A 17,815-nucleotide genomic window follows, 5' to 3' on the forward strand; every position below is an offset into this window, starting at 1 on the left:
ACGTGCCGATCCTGGGGAGCGCCCGTTTGGTGTTCTGGTCGGAATGACTCTAAGATGATGAGCGTTAGTTAGAGTCAGCATGACAAGAACAACCATGACCCCAGCGCAGACGGCGGAAGACGCCGCGGACGACGTCACGCGCGTCGCCGTGTCGACCGTGATCTTCAGCCTGCGCCGCGAGAGCGACTCGCCCACCCTCGTGCTGCCGCTCGTGCGCCGCACGCGCGATCCCTACGAGGGTCTGTGGGCGCTGCCGGGCGGCTGGCTCGACGGTGCCGAGAGCCTGGATGCCGCGGCATCCCGCACCCTCTCCGAGACGACCGGTCTTGCGCCGAGCTATCTCGAGCAGCTCTACGCGTTCGGAGCCGTCGACCGCTCCCCCTCCCGCGTCGTGTCGATCGTCTACTGGGCGCTCCTGCGCGCCGACGCCGCCTCGACCGAGCTCATCGACCGGACGAAGGACGCGCCCGATAGTGCAACCCGGAATGCGCCCGCGAGCGCCCTGGAAAATACTGGGTGGTTCGATGCGGCATCCCTCCCGCGTCTCGCGTTCGACCACAACGAGATCGTCGATTACGCGCTCTGGCGCCTGCGCAACAAGGTCGGCTACAGCCGCATCGCGCATGGCCTGCTCGCCGACGAGTTCACGCTCGCCGACCTTCGAGAGGTGTACGAGTCGATCCTCGGCCGCCGTCTCGATCCCGCGAACTTCCGCCGCCAGGTGGAGAACTCGGGAACCCTCATCCCCACCGATCGCTTCCGCACGGGCAGCCACCGGCCCGCCCGTCTCTATCGCTACAACCGCGACGTGGAGCTCGCCGAACGCGGCCCGCTCTCCGTCCGCCACTGAATCGAGTCCGACATGCCCGCTGTCAACATCACGCTTCAGCCCCGCCCCATCGACCCCTCGGTCGACCACGAGATCCAGGCGATCGTCTCGGGTGTCTCCACCGGCGAGACCTGCAACACCGACCTCGCCGCAGGTCCGTGGGACTTCGACATCCGCCCCGGCTACGGCCCCGGCGCGTCGATGGGCGACGTCATCCCCACGGGCTCGCCTCGCCAGGGCGAGCTGCCGCAGGAGTATCGGGATGCCTCCGACGAAGAGCTCGACGCGCGCATCCGCGCCGCGAAGGCCACCCTCGGCGAGCGTGTCGTCGTGCTCGGGCACTTCTACCAGCGCGAAGAGGTCGTGCAGCACGCCGACTACGTGGGCGACTCGTTTCAGCTCGCGAATGCGGCGCTCGAGCACCCCGAGGCGGAAGCCATCGTCTTCTGCGGCGTGCACTTCATGGCGGAGACCGCCGACCTGCTGTCGACGCCGTCGCAGGCGGTCATCCTCCCCAACCTCGCCGCCGGCTGCTCGATGGCCGACATGGCCGACATCGACCAGGTCGAGGAGTGCTGGGAACAGCTCGAAGACGTCTACGGCGACATGGACCAGGCCGACGCGGACGGTCTCGTGCCGGTGATCCCCGTCACGTACATGAACTCGTCCGCTGCGATCAAGGGGTTCGTCGGACGGCATGGCGGCATCGTCTGCACGTCGTCCAACGCGCGCACGGTGCTCGAGTGGGCCTTCCAGCGCGGGCGCCGCGTGCTGTTCTTCCCCGACCAGCACCTCGGCCGCAACACCGCCAAGGCGATGGGGGTCCCCCTCGAGCAGATGCCGATGTGGAACCCGAACAAGCCGCTCGGCGGCTCGTCCGCCGCGGAGCTCGCCGACGCGCGGGTCATCCTGTGGCACGGCTTCTGCTCCGTGCACCGCCGCTTCTCGGTCGACCAGATCGACAAGGCGCGCGCCGAGCACCCCGGCGTCCGCGTCATCGTGCACCCCGAGTGCCCCATGGCCGTCGTCGATGCCGCAGACGAGTCGGGCTCGACCGACTACATCCGCCGCGCGATCGAGGGGGCGACCGAGCCCACGACCTTCGCGATCGGCACCGAGGTCAACCTCGTGCAGCGCCTCGCGGCCGACCACCCCGAGCACACGATCTTCTGCCTCGACCCCGTCGTGTGCCCGTGCTCGACCATGTACCGCATCCACCCCGGCTACCTCGCCTGGGTGCTCGAGGGTCTCGTCGACGGCGAGGTGCTCAACCGCATCACGGTCACCTCCGACGTCGCCGAGCCCGCCCGTCTCGCGCTCGAGCGCATGCTCGCGGCGAAGCCCCCGGCAGCGCCGGCGGCCGACTGGGAGAACGCGTCATGACACCGCCTCGAGTGCTCGTCGTGGGCAGCGGCATCGCCGGGCTGATCACTGCGCTGCACGCCGTCGAGCATGGCTGCCGCGTCACCCTCGTCACGAAGGACGTGCTCGAGCACGCCAACACGCGCTTCGCGCAGGGCGGCATCGCCGGCGTCATGTTCGACGACGACCGCGTGGAGGACCACATCCGCGACACGCTCATCGCGGGCGCAGGCCTCGGCGATCCCGCCGCGGTCCGGGTGCTCGCCGAGGAGGGGCCGGCGCGCATCCGCGAGCTCGTCGATCTCGGCGTCTCGTTCGACCGCGACCCCGACGGCGACTTCCTCAAGGGTCTCGAGGCGGCGCACTCGTATCCGCGCATCCTGCATTCCGGAGGGGATGCCACGGGCACGGCCATCGAGAAGGCGCTCGTCGCCCGGCTCCGCGCGAGCGAGGTCGACGTGATCGAGCATGCGTTCCTCGTCGATCTCGTCGTGCGCGACGGTCGCGCAGCGGGAGTGGAGCTGCTCGTCGGCGACGGGCCCGACGCCTTGGGGCGGCGCGAGACGCTGACCGGCGACGCCGTCGTGCTGGCGACGGGCGGCGCCGGCGAGCTTTACGCGTACACGACGAACCCGCCCGTTGCGACGGGCGACGGCATCGCGGCGGCCCTCCGCGCGGGCGTCGCGGTGAGCGACCTCGAGTTCTTCCAGTTCCATCCGACGATCATCGGCATCGGCGACGCCTTCCTGGTCTCGGAGGCCGTTCGCGGCGAGGGCGCGACCCTCGTCGACGAGCGCGGCCGCCGCTTCGCGTTCGACGCGCATCCCGACGGCGAGCTCGCGCCGCGCGACGTCGTGGCCCGCGCCATCGCGTACCAGATGGAGCGGCAGGACGGCCGCCCGGTGTTCCTCGACGCGACGCACCTGCGCCCGACCTACGAGGAACGCGCCGACTTCCTCGCGCACCGCTTCCCCACGATCGACCGAGCCGTGCGCGAGCGCGGCCTCGACTGGGCGCGCGAGCCGATCCCGGTCACGCCGGCCGCGCACTACCTCATGGGCGGCGTCACGACCGACCTGTTCGGCCGCACGTCGCTCCCGGGCCTCTACGCGGTCGGGGAGGTCGCCCGCACGGGCGTGCACGGCGCCAACCGACTCGCGTCGAACTCGCTGCTCGAGGGCGCGGTGTTCGGCGCGCGAGCCGGTGACACGATCACGGCCGACCTCGCCTCCGGCATGTGGCCCCTGGTCGGTGCGACCCCACACTCCGTGGCCGACCCCCGCACCCCGAGTGTGGGTTCGGGCGGCGGCGGTGGCTTCGGGCAAGCCCCCGACTTCACGCGCGACGCCCTGCAGCACCTCCTCTGGGAGGACGCGGGACTCGTGCGCGACGAAGCCGGGCTCACGCACGCGGCATCCGTCATCGCGGCGTGGCGCGCGGCGGCGCGCACGCCGCACACCGAGGCCGAGTTCGAGGACGAGAACCTCCTCGTCGTCGCCGAGCGGCTCGTCGCCGCGGCGCTCGCCCGGGGGGAGTCCGTCGGCGCGCACTTCCGCCGCGACGACTTCTCGGTCACGGCTCATCGGACGGCGGAGCGGGATGCCGCTCTGCGTGCACCGCGGGCGATTCCGACGAGTGGCACCGGGCGACGAGAGGTCGCCTGATGCTCACCCACGCCACGATCGACCGCGTCGTCGCCGCCGCCCTCGAAGAGGACGCGCCGTGGGGAGACCTCACGAGCGAGTACCTCATCCCTGAGAACGCCGTCGCACGGGCCGACCTCTCGGCTCGCGAGGCGGGCGTCTTCAGCGGCGGCGCCGTGTTCGAAGCCGCCTTCCGCCTGACCGATCCGCAGGTGCAGGTGCAGCTCGTCGTCGAGGACGGCGAGTGGTTCGAGCCGGGCGCCGTCCTCGCCGTCGTGTCGGGTCCCGCCCGCTCCGTGCTGACGGCCGAGCGCATCGGCCTCAACTTCGTGCAGCGGATGTCGGGCATCGCGACCATCACGGGACGCTACGTCGCGGAGGTCGCCCACACCGGCGCGCGCATCGCGGACACGCGCAAGACGACGCCGGGACTGCGCGCCTTCGAGCGGCACGCCGTCGTCAACGGCGGCGGCCACAACCACCGCTACTCGCTCTCCGACGCTGTCATGGCCAAGGACAACCACCTTGCCGTGCTGGCCCAGAAGCACGCCGATGTGACCGAGGCGCTGAGGGCCGCGATCTCGCGCCTGCCCCACACGACCCACGTCGAGGTCGAGGTCGACCGCCTCGACCAGATCGAGCCCGTGCTCGCGGCCGGGATCGGCACGATCATGCTCGACAACTTCTCTCTCGACGACCTGCGCCGCGGCGTCGAGGTCGTCGCCGGCCGGGCGACGGTCGAGGCATCCGGCGGGGTCAACCTCGAGACGGTGCGGGCGATCGCCGAGACCGGCGTCGATGTCATCTCGGTCGGGGCGCTGACCCACTCGGCGCGCGCGCTCGACCTCGGCCTCGACGTGCGCATCGAGGTCGCGGAGGACTGACGTGTCGATGCTGTACTTCGACAACGCCGCGACGACGCCCGTGCGGCCTGAAGTCCTCGACGCGATGATGCCCTACCTGACCCGCTGGTTCGGCAACGCGTCGAGCCACCACACCGTCGGTGAGGCCGCGGCCGAGGCGCTCGCCGACGCCCGCCGGCGGGTCGCGCGGGTGCTCGGCTTGCGCGCCGGCGACGTCGTCTTCACGTCGGGCGGCACGGAGGCCGACAACCTCGCGGTGAAGGGCATCGCGATCGCGGCGCAGCAGCAGCGCGATGCGAGGCATTTCGTGACGACGCCGATCGAGCACGAGGCGATCCTCGAGTCCGGCGACTACCTCGCCCGCGTGCACGGGTTCGACGTCACGCACGTGCCCGTCGACGGCTTCGGGCGGGTCTCGGCGGACGCCGTCGCCGACGCCCTCCGCGACGACACGGCCCTGGTGAGCATCGGGTACGCGAACAACGAGGTCGGGACGGTTCAGGATGCCGCGGCCATCGCCGTCGTCACGCGGGCGCGCGGCATCCCGCTCCATCTCGATGCGGTGCAGGCCGCCGGCTGGCTTCCCCTCTCCGCCGCGGAACTCGGATTCGATGCGATCTCGATCGCGGGCCACAAGATCGGCGCCCCGAAGGGCACGGGGGTTCTCGGGGTGCGCGGGCGCATCCCGGTCGAGCCGCTCCTGCACGGCGGCGGTCAGGAGCGCGGCCGGCGCAGCGGCACGGAGGACGTCGCGGGCGCCGTCGCGCTCGCGACCGCGCTCGACCTCGCCGAGTCGGAGCGCGTCGAGGCGGCCGCACGCGTGTCGTCCCGGCGAGACGCCTTCGTCGCGCGGGTGCTCGCCGCGGTGCCGAGCGCAGCGTTGACCGGCGACCCCGTGCACCGCCTGCCCGGCACCGCGAGCTTCACCTTCGCGGGCACGAGCGGCGAGGCGGTGCTGCTCGAACTGGAACGTCGCGGAGTGGTGTCGTCGAGCGGTTCGGCGTGCGCCGCCGGGAGCGACGAGCCGTCGCACGTGCTCGTCGCCATGGGCATCCCGCCCGAGGTGGCCCAGACCGCGGTGCGGTTCACGTTCTCGCACGAGCTGCGCCAGCCGCTGGATGCCGTCGCCGACGCGGTCTCGGCCTCTGTCGCGGCGGTACGATCGGGCGGGTGAGCCTGCCGAGCGACCGCGCCGCCGTCACGATCGTCGTTCCCGGATTCGAGGTCGAGGCCTACGCGGGCGAAGCACTCGATTCCCTGCGTGCACAGACCCGCGAGGACTGGGTCGCGATCCTCGTCGACGACGCCTCGACCGACGGGACAGGGGCCATCTTCGCGGACGCCGCGGCGCGGGATCCGCGTTTCCGGCTCATCCGGCACGACCGCCAACTCGGGCTCGGCGCCGCCCGCAACACGGGCCTCGAGCTCGTCGACACGCCCCTCGTCGGGTTCCTCGACGCCGACGACCGGTTCACGCCGACGGCGCTCGAGCGCCTCGTCGGCACGCTCGACGAGACCGGCAGCGACTTCGCGCTCGGCGCGTACGTGCGGCTGCGGCCCGACGGGCAGGGCGGGTACACGACGGGGATCGTCCAGCCGTGGGTCGCCGCCGCGACGGACCCCGAGCGACGCGCCACGACGATCGACGCGCACCCCGCGGCATCCGCGAACATCGTCGCCTGGTCGAAGGTGAGCCGCGTCGAGTTCTGGCGCCGCACGGGACTGGTATTCCCTGTGGGCCGGCTCTACGAGGACCAGGTCGTGGCGCAGCGGATGTACTCGGCCGCGCGGGCCTTCGACGTGGTGCCCGACGTCGTCGCGCTCTGGCGCGAGCGCGCCGACGGCTCGTCGATCACGCAGCGCAAGTCCGCGCTCGCGGTGCTGCGCGACTACCTCGAGGGCATGTCCGGCGGCATCGCCGAGCTCGAGCGCGGCGGCCACCGCGCCGCCGTCAGGCAGCGGGTGCAGCTCATCCTCGCGATGGACCTCCCGCCGCTCGTGCGCCTCGCGCAGGAGCATCCCGACGACGCCTACCGCCGTGCCCTCGGCTCCTTCACGCGTGATCTCTGGGCCCGCGGGGGCTCGTCGGCGTCGCTCGACGACGAGGCCGCCTCGCTCGCCGCCGCCGCCCGGCTCTGGTAGGCGCCGGGCTCCGGATCGCGAGTTGCCAGAAGATCGCGCCACTCGACGTCGAGTGGCCACATCTTGTGGCGGATCGCGGGGTCGTCGTCACCTCCCCAGCCGCTCCGCGGGCGGCGCAGTCCACAGATTAGACGTGATCCCGTTGGCGTAGGCGCACGCCCCGGACGCTGGCAGGATGCCGCATCCTCACAAGCCTCTTCCCGCCGCCGTACGAGGACGGGTGTTCCATGTCAGTGCCGTGCCCGATGTCTCGCCGCTGCGCCTGGCCCAGTCAGACCTCTGGAGTCCGACACGCGGCGTCCGACTTCCGGCAGCGGCGCGCGATCTGCGCAGCCGCTGCCTCGCACATGCGCTCACGCTTCCGCCGTCGGCAGCCTTCAGCCACACGACGGCCGCAGGCGTCCGCGAGTGGCCTCTGCCCACGCGCTACTCCCCTGAGGAGGCGCTGCACGCCACCGTCCCGGTCGGTGTCCGGGCTCCGCGGAGGAAGTCGCTCATCGGTCACCAGCGCGCTCTCGACGACGGCGACGTCGAGATCTTGAACGGACTTCGGGTGACGGGTGTCGCTCGAACCTTCCTCGATCTCGCAGAACTACTGGATGTCGCGGCTCTCGTCGCCGTAGGTGATCACATTCTGAAGCGCGACCGCCCCTTGTCCACCCTCGACGCGCTCACCGAGGAAGTCGAACGCGCGGGAACCAGACGCGGTGTCTGCACCGCCCGTCAGGCCCTCGAGCTGCTGGATGGTGGCGCGGAGTCGGCCAAGGAGTCGGAGCTTCGCGTGCTCCTCACCGGCGCAGGATTCGGGCCGTTCACCTCGAACTTCGAACTGCGCGACGATCGCGGCGTCTTTGTGGCGCGCGTTGATCTCGCCCTTCCCGAGCTGCGGATCGCGATCGAGTACGAGGGCGACCACCATCGCGATCGCGAGCAATGGCGCCGCGACATCGCTCGCCGGCGCCGCATTGAGGCTCTCGGCTGGATCTATGTCCCCGTGATGCAGGCCGATCTCACCGATCCACGCACGCTGCTCGGTGATATCGCAGCCGCTATCGTCCGCCGCGGTTGATTCAGGATCCTGGTCGCGCCGGTCCGACGTCGGCTGCCATTCGCGAGAAGTTGTGGCGACTCGACTGCGACTTCGGTGATCTTGTGGCAACTCGACGAGAGCCGACGCTGTCCGGTAGACGCTCGCGCGCTTTCGCGCAAAGGCATCGACCCCGGTCAATCGCCACAAGATCTGGCAGATCGGCGCGCAGTCACGCGATCTTCTGGCAACTCGGCGGATCGCGAGAACGCAGACTCAAGCAATGACGCGGCCCGAGGGCAGGAGCCGGGTCAGGCCTCGTCGGGGACGCGCACGGGGCCTGTCGGGGTCAGGACGACGGCCGGCTGGTCGGGGGCGCGATCGCCGCGGCGACGCGCGTGATCGGTGGGGCGCCGGCCCAGCGCGTCGGTCGCCTCTGTCTCGAGGATGCGGGATGCCGCGAGCTGCTGCGCGGCGAGCTCGGCGTAGAGTCCGTCGCTCGCGATGAGCTCGGCGTGCGTGCCCGACTCGACGATGCGGCCGCCGTCGACGACGTGGATGACGTCGGCGCCGATGACGGTCGACAGCCGATGCGCGATGGAGAGCGTCGTGCGGCCGCGGGCCGCGGCATCCAGTGCCTCCTGCACCACCCGCTCCGAGACGGTGTCGAGTGCCGACGTCGCCTCGTCGAGGAGGAGGACCGGCGGGTCTTTCAGCAGCACGCGCGCGATCGCGATGCGCTGCTTCTCGCCGCCGGAGAGCCGATAGCCGCGCTCCCCCACGATCGTGTCGTAGCCGTTCTCGAACCGCTCGATGATGTGGTGGATGTTGGCCGCGCGGCACGCCGCCTCGAGATCCTCATCCGTCGCATCGGGCTTCGCGTAGCGGAGGTTCTCGCGGATCGTCGCGTGGAACAGGTACGTCTCCTGCGACACGATGCCGACGTTGTCGATGATCGACTCCTGAGTGAGCCGGCGCACGTCCGTGCCCGCGAAGAGCACGGAGCCGCCGGACGCCTCGTACATGCGCGGCGTGAGGTAGAGCACCGTCGTCTTGCCTGCCCCGGAGGGCCCGACGAAGGCGACGTGCTGCCCGGGATCGGCCACGAACGAGACGCCGTCGAGCGTCGGACGGGCGCCGGCCGCGGCATCCGGATACCGGAAGACGACGTCGCGGAACTCGACGCGCCCGAGCGGGCCGGGCGCCTGCGAGACCGAGATCGCCTCCGGCGCGTCGCTGATCGCCGGCTTCAGATCGAGGTACTCGAAGATGCGCGCGAACAGCGCGGCCGAGGTCTGCAGGTCGAGCGCGACGCGCATCAGGCCCATGAGCGGCATGAGCAGCCGAGCCTGCACGGTCGTGAAGGCGACGATGGTTCCGGCCGTGATCGTCCCGTCGGCGTTGCCTGTGATGAGGTAGCCCGCCACGAGGTAGATGACCGCCGGTACTGACGACATCAGCACCTGCACGACGGCGAAGAAGCCCTGCCCGCTCATCGCCCGCCGGACCTGCAGGCGCACCTGGTTGCGGTTCTCGTCCTGATAGCGCGCCGACTCGGTGCGCTGCCGGTTGAACGACTTGGACAGCAGGATGCCGGACACGCTCAGCGTCTCCTGCGTGATGGCCGACAGCTCGGAGAGCGACTCCTGCGTCTCGCCCGCGATGCGCGCGCGCACCTGGCCGACGCGACGCTGCACGAGAACGAGGAACGGCATGAGGATGACCGCGATGAGGGTGAGGCGCCAGTCGATCAGGATCATCGCGATGAGCGACGCGACGACGGTGACGAGATTGCCCAGGATGCTCGTGACGGTGTTCGTGAGCACGCCGGAGACACCGCCCACGTCGTTCTGCAGGCGGGACTGGATGACGCCCGTCTTGGTGCGCGTGAAGAACGCGAGCTCCATCGCCTGCAGGTGGTCGAAGAGCTTGACGCGGAGGTCGCCCGTGACGCTGTTGCCGATCGTCGCCGTGTAATAGGTCTGCACGACCCCGAGCGCCGCGGACAGCAGGAACAGCCCGATCATGCCGGCGACGAGCCGGATGAGAAGCGGGATGTCGACAGGTCCGCCGTCGGTCGGGAAGAGCGCGTCGTCGAAGATGCGCTCGACCAGCAGGGGCGGCACGACGGCGATCGCGGCGCCCGCGACCACGAGGAAGCCCGTGAACGCGAGCCGCCAGATGTACGGACGGAACAGCGCGACGACCCGCTTGCCCAGGTCGGGGATCTCCGGCGCCTCGGCGTTGCGCCGCTTCTGCGCCGCGATGTCGACGCCACGGAACACCGGCGGTGCGCCGCCTCCTCCGTGCCCCATGCTCATCCTGAAAGCCTAATCACCGCGTCGGACACGAGGGCTAGGCTGACGCCATGACCTCCCTCCCCGAGCAGCCCGACGGCCCCGATCTGGACGAACTCCGCAAAGACATCGACGAGCTCAAAGAGGCTCCCACCGACGAGCTCATCGAGCCCGAGCCGGCCTCGCTCCTGAAGGAGGAGCCGACGCCGGAGCGGACGGACGCGATCGGCTCGGAGAAGTGGGACGAACCCGCCGACGAGGAGCAGACCGAGGGCTGACCGAGGTCGAGCCTCTCAGCCGAGTCCCGAGACGAGGTTGATGACCGTCGCGAGGATGATCGCGCCGAAGGCGTACGAGATGAGCATCTGGAAGAGCACGATGCGCCGGAGCTCGTTCGTGCGGAGGTTCGTGTCGGCCACCTGATAGGCCATGCCGAGTCCGAAGGAGATGTACGCGAAGTCGGTGTACATCGGATCGTCGGCCTGATTGAAGTCGATCCCGCCGACGGGGTCGCGGTAGTAGATCGCCGCGATCCTGAGCATGTAGTCGGTCTGGATGAGAGTCCAGGATGCCGCGACCGCGACCAGCGCGATCCCGGCGAGGATCCACGACTCGACCGGGGGCGCATGGCGCACCTGGATGAGCACGGCCGCGACCGCCACGAGGCTCGCGGTGCTCGCCGCGACCGAGATGATGCGGGCCGTTCGGCGGCCCGGATCCTCGGCCGTCGCATGCGACTTCGTGTCGGCGGCATCCATCGGCCACACGACGACGAGTATCCACCCCGCCGCGATCCCCGCCGTCACCCCCCACCCGCCCAGCACGCCTGCCCACGGATCCAGCAGAACCCAGAGGCAGGCCCCCACCACGAACCCCACCGCGAGCGCGACGATCGCACGCAGGAGCACCCTCGAGTGCACCGGTGCCTTCGACATATCCGAATGCTCGCACCCGCATCGGGAATGCGATGTCTGACGTGGCCGTTATCGTTCATCGTGCGCCACCTCAGGTGATCGCCTTCCCCCCGCCCAAAGCTTCCGAGGAGACGACCATGGCCGCTACCGACACTTCATCCCATACCGAGAACACCGCGGCATCGCCCGGGCTTCGCCCGGAGGAGAGCCGCGTCGTCTGGCTGCTGCTCGCGGCCGCCTTCGTCGCGATCCTGAACGAGACGACGATGGGTGTCGCGATCCCGCACCTCATCAACGACCTCGGCATCACGGCCCTCCAGGCGCAGTGGCTCACGACGGCGTTCATGCTGACGATGGCCGTCGTCATCCCGATCACGGGCTTCCTGCTCCGGCGCTTCACGACGCGCCAGGTCTACATCGCGGCGATGAGCCTCTTCTCGCTCGGCACGCTCATCGCGCTGCTCTCCCCCGGCTTCGGCCTCCTCGTGGTCGCGCGCGTCGTCCAGGCGTCGGGCACGGCGATCATGATGCCGCTGCTCATGACGACCCTCATGACGGTCGTGCCGGCGCACATGCGCGGCCGCATGATGGGCCGCGTCAGCGTCGTGATCTCGCTGGCGCCCGCCATCGGCCCGACCCTCGCGGGCTTCATCCTCGACACGCTGAGCTGGCGCTGGATCTTCGGCATCGTGCTGCCGATCGCACTCGTCGCGCTCGCGGTCGGCGCCCGCTGGATCCACAACCTCGGCGAGACCACGCGTGCACCCATCGACGTGCTGTCGGTCATCCTGTCGGCGTTCGGCTTCGGCGGTCTCGTCTACGGCCTCAGCCAGATCGGCGGCGCCGCATCGCACGGCTCGGGAGAGGCGGATGCCGCAGCCGCGACCGTGTCGACGGTCTCGCTCATCGTGTCGCTCGCCGTCGGGGTCATCGCGCTGGGCCTGTTCGTCTGGCGGCAGCTCCGTCTGCAGAAGAAAGACGACGCGCTCCTCGACCTGCGGGTGTTCCGGTCGGCGAACTTCTCGCTCTCGATCGCCCAGATGGGACTGCTCTCGGTCGCGTTCTTCGGCGTCATCACGGTCGTGCCGATCTTCCTGCAGAACGTGCTCGGCGCGAGCGCCCTCGAGACGGGCCTCGTCGCGCTCCCGGGCGCCCTCGTGATGGGCTTCACGGGCCCGATCATCGGCCGCGTCTACGACCGCTGGGGCACGCGCGTGCTGCTCGTGCCCGGCACCGTGATCGCGAGCGCGATGCTGTGGTTCTACACGACGTTCGACGAGACGACCACGATCTGGACGATCGCGATCGCGCAGACGATCCTGTCGCTCGGCCTCGCGCTCTCGTTCACGCCGCTGTTCACGGCGTCGCTCGCCTCGCTCCAGCCGAAGTTCTACTCGTACGGGTCGGCGGTCGTCGGCACGGTGCAGCAGGTGGCGGGTGCAGCGGGCATCGCGCTCATGATCGCGATCATGTCCGCCGTGACGGCATCGTCGACGCAGTCCGGTGCCGCGGCCGACGTCGCGGGTGCGGCAGGTGTGCACGCCGCGTTCCTCGTGGGCGCGATCGTCTCGCTGCCGCTGCTGGTCGGCGCCTTCTTCATCCGCAAGCCGGCCGACGAGCCGGTCGGTGCGCCGATCGGCCACTGATCTCGCGCACCGCGCTGCACACCGCGCCCGTCCGCCCCTCCCGGGTGGGCGGGCGCGGTGGCATGCTGAGCGATGACCGGCAGCTGTGCCGGCCGTGAGGAGGGTCGAGCGAATGATCGTCACACCGCCGCCCATCGAAGGCGCCGAGGGCCACGTCGCGAAGATGTACCGGGGCGACCTCGACGCCGATGGCTTCGTCTACAGCCACACGCAGGTGATGGCCATCAATCCCGAGGCCCACGAGGCCTTCGAGGCGCTCGTGCGGGCGATCGTCCCGTCGATCGGCGTGCGGACGTACGAGCTCGCGACGCTCGGCGCGGCGCGCAGCATCCCGTCTCCGCATTGCCTGCTCGCCCACGGACGCAAGACGCTGCGGGCCGGTGCGATGGACGCCGATCAGCTCGAGCGCGCCGCACGCGACTACACCGACGCGGGACTGAGCGACGCGGACGTCGCCGTCATGCGCTACGCCGAGAAGCTGTCGACCGATGCGGGCGACATGACCGACGCCGACACCCAGGCACTGCGCGACGTCGGGTTCAGCGATCGCCAGATCGTCGACATCACGCTCTCGGCGGCGATCCGCAACTACTTCAGCCGCGCCCTTCAGGCGCTCGCGGTGCCGGTCGAAGAGGTTCCCGGACTCGGCCCGCGGCTCACTGCCGCGCTGCTGTCGCCCGTCGAAGGGGTCTGACGTCAGCCGATGCTGCAGGCGCCGCCGCCGCAGCACGACGCGTCGGAGCCCTGAACCGTGAGCAGGTTCTTGTCGTCGGCCAGGGGCTGGAGCGCGGGGGTGGGCAGGTTCGAAGTCGCCATTCCTCGATCGTAGCGGCGCCCTGATGCACGCGGGCCGTAGACGATCGTGGGCCGCGGTGCAACCCCGGGGCGGGCACCGCCCCGCCTGCCTAGCGTGGAACGACGACGGCATCCACGACCCGAAAGAAGGAGCACCATGGCCCACCTCACCGGCAAGCGCGTCGCCTTCCTCCTCACCGACGGCTTCGAAGACAGCGAGCTCACTTCGCCGTGGCAGGCGGTGACGGATGCCGGCGCCACGGCATCGCTCGTCTCGCCCGCCGATTTCACGGTGACGGGCAAGAACGGGCACGAGCAGCAGGTCGATCTCGCCGTCGGCGACGCAGACGCCGCGGACTTCGACGCCCTCGTGCTGCCCGGCGGCGTCGTCAACGCCGACCATCTGCGCATGGACGAGCCGTCGATCCGCTTCACCCGGGCGTTCTTCGAACTGCACAAGCCGGTCGGCGTCATCTGTCACGGCCCGTGGATCCTGATCGAGGCGGGCGCCGTCGACGGCCGCACGATCACGAGCTACCCGAGCCTGAAGACCGACCTGAAGAACGCCGGGGCGACCTGGGTCGACGAGGAAGTCGTCGTGCACGACGGTCTCGTTTCGAGCCGGACGCCCCGCGATCTCCCCGCCTTCAACGCGAAGGTCGTCGAGGAGGTCGCCGAGGGCAAGCACATCGGGCAGATCGTCTGACCCCGACGGTTCGGCCCGATGCCGCGGCCTCTCGCCGCTTACACTCGCCCCGTGACCGACTTCCCGACCGCGCGCTGGTGCCGCAGCCGGCGCGACGGCGCCGTCTGCACACGCCCGGCGGGCCACGCGGGCCTGCACAACCGCATCGGCACGAGCCGGATGTGGTCGGATCTGCAGGCCGATCCGCCGGAGTGTCCAGGTTCAGGCTCACGTGCGGAAGCGGCCGCAGGCCTGCCCGACGGATTCCCCCACGGCCGCGCCGTGTGCCCCGTCTGCCTCGACTTCGTCGAGCTGAGTCCAGGCGGAGAGCTCGAACAGCACGACACGTTCCGCGGCGCCGCGGAACGCGAAGAGGCGGCGCACCGCGCCGAGTGGTTCAACACGTTCGGCTGGGCGCGGTGACCGTCAGAGCTCGACGCCGCCCGTCTGACAGGTCGGACAGTACTCGGCCGTCGTGCTCGCGAATGTGAACTCGCGGATCGTGTCGCCGCAGACGGGGCACGGCTCCCCCGCCCTCCCGTGCACGCGCATCGCCGCCGTCTTGGCGGCCTTGAGCTGATCGATCGGGATGCCGCGCCTCGCCGCGATCGCGCCGCGCACAACGTCGAGGGTCTGCGCGAACACACGATCCAGCGCGGCGTCGTCGAGCGCGGCGGCATGGGCCACGGGTGACACCTTCGCGGCGTGGAGGATCTCGTCGGAATAGGCGTTGCCGATGCCCGACAGCGACTCCTGCTCCTGCAGGATCGCCTTGATCTGCTTGCGCCGCCCCGCGACGGCCTTGTCGAAGTCCGCCCGAGTGAAGGCGTCGTCTGCGGGATCCGGGCCGAGCTTCGCGATGGCGGGCACCTCGAGGGCATCGTCGACGACCGAGAGTCCGAGGCTCACCCAGTCCCCGGCATCCGTCGCCTCCAGCACGCCGCCGTCGTCGAACACGAACGCGGCGAGCGCGGGCGGCGCCTCGGGGTCGGGTGCTGCGGGCGCCTCGTCGCTCCACCGCATCCACCCGTGGCGCCCCAGGGAGACGACGAGATTCGCGCCGGTGAGCCGCAGGTCGACATGCTTGCCCACACGACTCGCACCCACGACCTCGGCGCCGACGAGCTGCGTCAGCGGGCGCGCGCGGGTCTTGAGGGCGCGGAACTCGATGAGGTCGACCCCGTCGACGCGTCGGCCGGTGAGCCGATCGCCGAGGAACTCTGCGAGCGCCTGCACTTCGGGAGACTCCGGCATGCGCCCATCCTCGCACCCCCTGCCGACACGCGCCCTTGTCGCCGCATGTCGGATGGTTGCGTCGCATGACGGCCCGTCGCGCAGCCGCGAAGCCCCCGCCCGCTAGGGTCGATAGTCCAGTCACCGAGCGGGTGTGCCATCGTGCGGCACCTCGTGAGGGCGCTTCGGGGGGAGCCGACTGCATCGGAGGATGCCCATGTCATGGACGCACAGCTACCATTCGAGCGATCCGGCGCGGCAGCAGAGAGACATGCGCCTGTCGGAGGCGCGGTCCGCGTTCCTCGCGGCGAAGCGCGCCCTCGAGCAGGCGCACGTGGAGCTGCTCCGCGCGCACAGCCAGGCCGTCCGCGGCGCGAACGAGGACGCGTGAGTCAGGCCTCGCCCGGACTGTCCGGCGCGACGGTGGCGAGGGTCTGACCTCGGCTGACCTGATCACCCACCGCGACGTGGAGCGCCACAACGCCCGCGATCGTGGCACGCACGACGTGCTCCATCTTCATCGCCTCGACCACGACGACCGGATCGCCTGCCTCCACGCGGGCGCCCTCGGACGCCGGCACGAGCACGACGGCCCCCGGCATGGGCGACTCGAGGTGTGGCCTCTCGTCCTGGCCTTCGCCCGCGCCGTGCTCGGCATCCGCGACTCGGATGGGGAACACGGCTCCGGCGCGCGCGGTCTCGATCTCGTCGCCGTTCGTCCACACCGCGAACGACCGCGCCGCACCGCCGACGGTCACGGTCGCCAGACCGTCGCGCACGACGATTCGGGCGGGATGCCGCCCGTCATCGTCGACGGCGACTTCGAGCCCTTCGCCCGCACCCCACAGGCGCGCCGTCGCGGTCGATCCGCCCTCAGCGCGCAGCCGATACACGCGGGGCGCCGAGGGGCCGAGCCGCCACCCGTCGCCGCGCCTCCACGGATCGCCGGTGCGGGGTGCGCGGGCGTCGAGCACGAGCGCGGCCTCGGCGAAGGTCGTGGCATCCGGAACCGCGAAGCGCAGGCCGGGAAGCTCGCGTTCGATCAGCCCCGTATCGAGGTCGCCCTGCGCGACGGCCGGTAGTTGGAGCAGCAGGCGCAGGAACTCGACGTTCGTCGTGACGCCGAAGACGGCGGTCTCGTCGAGCGCGCGGATGAGCCGGCGCCGCGCCTCGTCGCGATCGGGGCCCCACGCGATGACCTTCGCGAGCATGGGGTCGTAGTCGCTCGAGACGTCGAGGCCGTCCTCCAGGGCCGTGTCGACGCGGATGCCCGCACCCGAGGGATGCCGCACCGACATGACCTTTCCGCCCGTCGGCAGGAAGCCGGCCTGAGGATCCTCGGCGTAGACGCGCGCCTCGATGCTGTGGCCCTTCACGTGCACGTCGTCCTGTCCGAACGACAGCGGCTCCCGTGCCGCGATCCGAAGCTGCTGCTCGACGAGATCGATTCCCGTGACCTGCTCGGTGACAGGGTGCTCGACCTGCAGGCGCGTGTTCATCTCCATGAAGAAGAACTCGTCGGGCCGATCCGCTGACACGATGAACTCGACGGTCCCGGCGCCGAGGTAGCCCACCGAGCGTGCCGTCTCGCACGCCGCCTCGCCGATGCGGGCGCGCGTCGCGGCATCCAGCAGCGGCGACGGCGCCTCCTCGATCACCTTCTGGTGCCGGCGCTGCAGCGAGCACTCGCGTTCGCCGAGATGCACGACGTCGCCGTGCGCGTCGGCGAGCACCTGCACCTCGATGTGCCGCGGGTTCTGCACGTACCGCTCGAGGAAGAGCGTGTCGTCGCCGAAGCTCGCCGCCGCCTCGCGCCGTGCCGCAGCCAGCGCGCCGGGCAGTTCGTCGGCCGACGAGACCACGTGCATGCCCTTGCCGCCGCCGCCGGCGGACGGCTTGATCAGCAGCGGGTAGCCGACATCCGCGGATGCCGCCATGAGGTCCTCGTCGGTGAGGCCCGCGCGGGCGACGCCCGGCACGGTCGGGACACCGCGCTCCGCGACCGCGAGCTTCGCGGTGATCTTGTCGCCCATCGTGCGGATGGCGTCGGGCCGGGGCCCGATGAAGACGATGCCGGCGTCGGCGCACGCCTGCGCGAACGCCGCGTTCTCGGCGAGGAACCCGTAGCCCGGGTGGATCGCCCGGGCGCCCGTGCGCCGTGCGGCGTCGAGGATCGCCTCGATGTTGAGGTAGCTCTGCGCTGCGGCCGCGGGGCCGAGGCGCACGGCCTCGTCGGCGAGGTGGACATGGCGGGCCGAGGCATCCGCGTCGCTGTAGACCGCGACCGAGCGGATGCCGAGCCTGCGCAGGGTCGCGACGATGCGGCACGCGATCTCGCCGCGATTGGCGATGAGGACCTTGTCGATCTGCATGGTTGTG

Annotated in this window: 17 protein-coding genes; 13 read left to right on the forward strand and 4 right to left on the reverse strand. The window is 70.8% G+C overall.

The window, feature by feature from the left end:
• Positions 1–94: 94 nt before the first annotated feature.
• From ACH3VR_RS08610 to ACH3VR_RS08640, 7 genes are all read left to right on the forward strand, one after another.
• Positions 95–850: an NUDIX hydrolase gene (locus tag ACH3VR_RS08610; protein ID WP_396640342.1), complete on the forward strand. Its 756-nt coding sequence runs from the start codon at positions 95–97 to the stop codon at positions 848–850.
• A gap of 12 nt (positions 851–862) precedes the next feature.
• Positions 863–2,212, forward strand: a complete 1,350-nt coding sequence (nadA, locus tag ACH3VR_RS08615; RefSeq protein ID WP_396640343.1) for a quinolinate synthase NadA — start codon at positions 863–865, stop codon at positions 2,210–2,212.
• Positions 2,209–3,855 carry an L-aspartate oxidase gene (gene nadB / locus ACH3VR_RS08620; RefSeq protein ID WP_396640344.1) on the forward strand — a complete coding sequence of 549 codons (1,647 nt, stop codon included), beginning with the start codon at positions 2,209–2,211 and terminating at the stop codon, positions 3,853–3,855. The genes nadA and nadB overlap by 4 nt, the downstream gene beginning before the upstream one ends.
• A complete protein-coding gene (gene nadC, locus ACH3VR_RS08625; protein ID WP_396640345.1) occupies positions 3,855–4,718 on the forward strand; it encodes a carboxylating nicotinate-nucleotide diphosphorylase in 864 nt (287 codons plus the stop codon). The genes nadB and nadC overlap by 1 nt, the downstream gene beginning before the upstream one ends.
• Positions 4,719–4,725: 7 nt before the next feature.
• Positions 4,726–5,871, forward strand: coding sequence for a cysteine desulfurase family protein (locus tag ACH3VR_RS08630; RefSeq protein WP_396640466.1), 1,146 nt, complete (start codon positions 4,726–4,728; stop codon positions 5,869–5,871).
• Positions 5,868–6,839 (forward strand): glycosyltransferase family 2 protein, encoded by a 972-nt coding sequence (locus tag ACH3VR_RS08635; RefSeq protein ID WP_396640346.1) that lies wholly within the window; start codon positions 5,868–5,870, stop codon positions 6,837–6,839. The genes ACH3VR_RS08630 and ACH3VR_RS08635 overlap by 4 nt, the downstream gene beginning before the upstream one ends.
• A gap of 553 nt (positions 6,840–7,392) precedes the next feature.
• Positions 7,393–7,908: a hypothetical protein gene (locus tag ACH3VR_RS08640; RefSeq protein WP_396640348.1), complete on the forward strand. Its 516-nt coding sequence runs from the start codon at positions 7,393–7,395 to the stop codon at positions 7,906–7,908.
• A gap of 269 nt (positions 7,909–8,177) precedes the next feature.
• Here the strand turns inward: ACH3VR_RS08640 and ACH3VR_RS08645 are convergent, their stop codons facing one another.
• The gene (locus ACH3VR_RS08645; RefSeq protein ID WP_396640349.1) at positions 8,178–10,187 is read right to left on the reverse strand and encodes an ABC transporter ATP-binding protein; all 2,010 of its coding nucleotides are present in this window, start codon (positions 10,185–10,187) and stop codon (positions 8,178–8,180) included.
• 47 nt (positions 10,188–10,234) lie between these two features.
• On the opposite strand from ACH3VR_RS08645, the gene ACH3VR_RS08650 reads away from it, so the two are divergent.
• Positions 10,235–10,441 carry a hypothetical protein gene (locus ACH3VR_RS08650; RefSeq protein WP_396640351.1) on the forward strand — a complete coding sequence of 69 codons (207 nt, stop codon included), beginning with the start codon at positions 10,235–10,237 and terminating at the stop codon, positions 10,439–10,441.
• A gap of 15 nt (positions 10,442–10,456) precedes the next feature.
• Here ACH3VR_RS08650 and ACH3VR_RS08655 read toward each other — a convergent pair whose 3' ends face one another.
• Positions 10,457–11,098, reverse strand: a complete 642-nt coding sequence (locus tag ACH3VR_RS08655; protein ID WP_396640352.1) for a DUF1345 domain-containing protein — start codon at positions 11,096–11,098, stop codon at positions 10,457–10,459.
• 116 nt (positions 11,099–11,214) lie between these two features.
• On the opposite strand from ACH3VR_RS08655, the gene ACH3VR_RS08660 reads away from it, so the two are divergent.
• The 4 genes from ACH3VR_RS08660 (at position 11,215) to ACH3VR_RS08675 (ending at position 14,626) form a co-directional block, all read left to right on the forward strand.
• The gene (locus tag ACH3VR_RS08660) at positions 11,215–12,723 is read left to right on the forward strand and encodes an MDR family MFS transporter (protein WP_396640353.1); all 1,509 of its coding nucleotides are present in this window, start codon (positions 11,215–11,217) and stop codon (positions 12,721–12,723) included.
• Between the two features lie 112 nt (positions 12,724–12,835).
• Positions 12,836–13,417, forward strand: a complete 582-nt coding sequence (locus ACH3VR_RS08665; protein ID WP_396640354.1) for a carboxymuconolactone decarboxylase family protein — start codon at positions 12,836–12,838, stop codon at positions 13,415–13,417.
• Between the two features lie 258 nt (positions 13,418–13,675).
• Complete coding sequence (locus tag ACH3VR_RS08670; protein ID WP_396640355.1) at positions 13,676–14,224, forward strand: type 1 glutamine amidotransferase domain-containing protein; 549 nt, start codon at positions 13,676–13,678, stop codon at positions 14,222–14,224.
• A gap of 51 nt (positions 14,225–14,275) precedes the next feature.
• Entirely contained in the window at positions 14,276–14,626 is a 351-nt protein-coding gene (locus ACH3VR_RS08675; protein ID WP_396640356.1) for a hypothetical protein, read from the forward strand.
• 3 nt (positions 14,627–14,629) lie between these two features.
• On the opposite strand, the gene ACH3VR_RS08680 is transcribed toward ACH3VR_RS08675, so the two are convergent.
• Entirely contained in the window at positions 14,630–15,457 is an 828-nt protein-coding gene (locus ACH3VR_RS08680; RefSeq protein ID WP_396640358.1) for a DNA-formamidopyrimidine glycosylase family protein, read from the reverse strand.
• Positions 15,458–15,653: 196 nt separating this feature from the next.
• On the opposite strand from ACH3VR_RS08680, the gene ACH3VR_RS08685 reads away from it, so the two are divergent.
• Positions 15,654–15,827 (forward strand): hypothetical protein, encoded by a 174-nt coding sequence (locus tag ACH3VR_RS08685; RefSeq protein ID WP_396640359.1) that lies wholly within the window; start codon positions 15,654–15,656, stop codon positions 15,825–15,827.
• 1 nt (position 15,828) lies between these two features.
• Here ACH3VR_RS08685 and ACH3VR_RS08690 read toward each other — a convergent pair whose 3' ends face one another.
• A complete protein-coding gene (locus ACH3VR_RS08690; RefSeq protein ID WP_396640467.1) occupies positions 15,829–17,808 on the reverse strand; it encodes an acetyl/propionyl/methylcrotonyl-CoA carboxylase subunit alpha in 1,980 nt (659 codons plus the stop codon).
• Positions 17,809–17,815: the final 7 nt, after the last annotated feature.

The organism is Microbacterium alkaliflavum (assembly GCF_044325405.1).
Lineage (GTDB): Bacteria > Actinomycetota > Actinomycetes > Actinomycetales > Microbacteriaceae > Microbacterium > Microbacterium alkaliflavum.